The organism is Shewanella sp. SG44-6, from assembly GCF_014164185.1.
In the GTDB taxonomy this organism is placed as follows: Bacteria; Pseudomonadota; Gammaproteobacteria; order Enterobacterales; family Shewanellaceae; genus Shewanella; species Shewanella vesiculosa.
Window position 1 is genome coordinate 1 of record NZ_JACJER010000228.1, and the last position, 3,099, is coordinate 3,099.

General features: G+C 42.8%; 4 protein-coding genes. All 4 read right to left on the reverse strand.

What is annotated here, in order from left to right; all coding sequences use genetic code 11:
- The coding region (gene ccoP, locus H5185_RS21555; RefSeq protein ID WP_182743172.1) for a cytochrome-c oxidase, cbb3-type subunit III at nt 1–955 on the reverse strand (955 nt) is incomplete at its 3' end.
- Nucleotides 956–960: 5 nt separating this feature from the next.
- A complete protein-coding gene (locus H5185_RS21560; RefSeq protein WP_124014873.1) occupies nt 961–1,137 on the reverse strand; it encodes a cbb3-type cytochrome c oxidase subunit 3 in 177 nt (58 codons plus the stop codon).
- Between the two features lie 9 nt (nt 1,138–1,146).
- Nucleotides 1,147–1,773, reverse strand: coding sequence for a cytochrome-c oxidase, cbb3-type subunit II (ccoO, locus tag H5185_RS21565; RefSeq protein ID WP_124014874.1), 627 nt, complete (start codon nt 1,771–1,773; stop codon nt 1,147–1,149).
- Nucleotides 1,774–1,785: 12 nt separating this feature from the next.
- The coding region (gene ccoN, locus H5185_RS21570; protein WP_182743174.1) for a cytochrome-c oxidase, cbb3-type subunit I at nt 1,786–3,099 on the reverse strand (1,314 nt) is incomplete at its 5' end.

Consider the following 3,099-nt stretch of genomic DNA (forward strand, 5'->3'; position numbering starts at 1 on the left):
AGCTATAAACGTAAGCTGTAATGACGTGAACTTTCTCTTCACCAAGAATGTCTTTCCATGCTGGCATCACACCGGCACGACCATTAATGATAGACTCAGCAATCACACCACGGCTTCCGCCATATAACCAAATGTTATCAGTTAGGTTGGGCGCGCCCATGAACTTGTTACCTTTTGCATCCATACCATGGCATGCAAAACAACCTTTCATGAATGAACCTTGACCTTGGGCTGCTAACGCTTCGTCATGTTCACCACCAGATAGTTTTATGACGTATTCAGCTAGACCTTTAATCTCGCTGTCTTCGATAGGTAAACCACCTTTAGGCGGCATCATACCGTTACGACCATTCATTAACGTGGTTTTAATAGTGGCTAAATCGCCACCATATAACCAATCGTCATCTGTTAGATTCGGGAAGCCTTTAGAGCCGCGAGCATCAGAACCATGACACTGTGAACAGTTTTGTAAAAACAAACGTCCGCCCACTTTTAATGCTTCAGGATCTTTTACCAACTCTTCTAACGGAGTTGCTAAGTAAGCCGCAAAAATAGGACCGTATTTTTCATCAGCGTGAGCCACTTCGCGGTCATACTGTGATAAACGGTTATCATTTTTTGCTGCTTCAATCGCTGCCGCTGAGTCAGCTTTAATGCCTTTGTCAGTGCCAATACTTTGGTTAGAACTTGTCCAACCAAACAGACCTTTATAGTTTCCTAGGCCTGGATATAGAGCTAAATAGATCACACCGAAAACGATGGTTAAGTAGAACATGTACGCCCACCACTTTGGTAGTGGGTTGTTCAGTTCTTCAATACCATCAAAACTGTGGCCCATCGATTTACCTTCTTCTACACCAGTGTAGTTATTATTAACTACCTTAAGAAGGATAAAACAACCAGCAATGACCACAATCGTCAGTACAGAAATCCAAATGCTCCAGAAGTTACTCATAATCATTACTTCTGATCTCCCGAGTCTTTCGACATTTTTGCAAGTTCTTCTTCTGTAAACACTAAGTTCGCCGCTTCGTCAAATTTTGACTTGCTGTGCTTACTGTATGCCCAGAAAAATATACCCACAAAAGTCACCATAACAATTATGGTCAAAATACCTTGAAAAGTACCGTAATCCATTATTGCCTCCTATTTGAGTGCGTGACCCAAAGATTGCAAATAAGCGATCAGCGCCTGCATTTCTGTCTTGCCTTCAACCGCTTTTTTAGCGCCAGCAACTTCTTCATCAGTGTAAAGATCATTACCTTTGTAGCCGCCTTTATGCAGGTTACGCAGGATAGTCATCTTGTCACCGGTCAGTTCACCGTCTAGCACATTTTCAGCTAACCAAGGGAAACCAGGCATGTTTGATTGCGGTACAACGTCACGAGGATTGTTTAAATGAACTTCATGCCATCTGTCGCTATAACGCCCACCAACACGTGCTAAGTCAGGACCTGTACGCTTAGAGCCCCACTGGAATGGATGATCCCAAACAGACTCACCAGCAACAGAGTAGTGACCATAGCGCTCAGTTTCAGCTCGTAAAGGACGGATCATTTGGCTGTGACAGTTGTAACAACCTTCACGAACATAAATATCACGACCTTCAATTTGTAAAGCTGTATACGGAATCAGACCTTCAACTGGTTCAGTTGTGTCTTTTTGAAATATCAGCGGAGTAATCTGCACTAAACCACCAAAACTAATGGCGATAACGGTGAAGATAGCAAGCAGACCGACATTCTTTTCAATTAATTCATGATTAAATTTCATCGAATCGGCTCCTTAAGCTTCTGCAATAGCAGGTAATGAATCTTTAGACGCTTTAACAGTACGAATAACGTTATAGGCCATAAGCAACATACCGGATAGGAAGAAACAACCACCAATAAAGCGTACAAAGTAGAATGGGTAAGAGGCTTCTAAACTCTCGACGAAACTGTAAGTTAGAGTTCCATCTGCGTTAACCGCACGCCACATAAGACCTTGCATAACACCTGAAATCCACATACTGACGATATACAATACAGTACCGATAGTCGCTAACCAGAAATGAACGTTAACCAGCTTCATGCTGTACATACGACCATGACCGAAAAGAATTGGGATTAAGTGATATAAAGAACCAATAGACACCATTGCAACCCAGCCTAGCGCGCCAGAGTGAACGTGACCAATAGTCCAGTCAGTATAATGAGATAAAGCATTAACTGTTTTGATTGCCATCATTGGGCCTTCGAAGGTAGACATACCATAGAAAGACAATGAAACAACTAAGAAACGTAATACAGGGTCTGTACGAAGCTTATGCCACGCACCAGACAGGGTCATAATACCGTTAATCATACCGCCCCAAGAAGGTGCGAATAGGATTAATGACATTACCATGCCTAATGACTGAGTCCAGTCAGGTAGGGCAGTGTAATGTAAGTGGTGAGGACCGGCCCAGATGTATAACGCAATCAATGCCCAAAAGTGAACAATTGATAAACGATATGAATAAACTGGACGACCAGCTTGTTTAGGCACGAAGTAATACATCATCCCCAAGAAGCCAGCTGTAAGTAAGAAGCCTACCGCATTATGACCGTACCACCACTGAACCATCGCATCGACTGCACCAGAGTACAGTGAGTAAGACTTAAATAAGCTTACTGGTACTGCCATTGAGTTAACAATGTGAAGTACTGCAACAGTAATGATAAAGGCACCAAAGAACCAATTCGCCACATAAATGTGGGAGGTTGTTCGTTTAGCGATTGTGCCAAAAAATACAATTGCATAGCTAACCCAAATAATCGCAATCGCGATATCGATAGGCCATTCTAATTCTGCATATTCTTTACTTTGGGTGATACCCAAAGGTAAAGTGATTGCAGCTGCAATAATAACGGCTTGCCAACCCCAAAACGTAAATGCGGCCAATTTAGGCGCAAATAGACGGACTTGGCAAGTGCGTTGCACAACATAGTAAGATGTAGCGAAAAGAGCTGATGTTCCGAACGCGAATATCACAGCATTGGTATGTAAAGGTCGTAAACGACTAAACGTTAACCAAGGTGTGTCGAAGTTCAGTTGCGGCCAGATTAACTGAGCAGC

Coding starts and splice junctions, on each gene's coding strand:
- H5185_RS21560 (WP_124014873.1), bottom strand. CDS start 1,137: ATGGATTACGGTACTTTTCAAGGTATTTTGACCATAATTGTTATGGTG.
- ccoO (WP_124014874.1), bottom strand. CDS start 1,773: ATGAAATTTAATCATGAATTAATTGAAAAGAATGTCGGTCTGCTTGCT.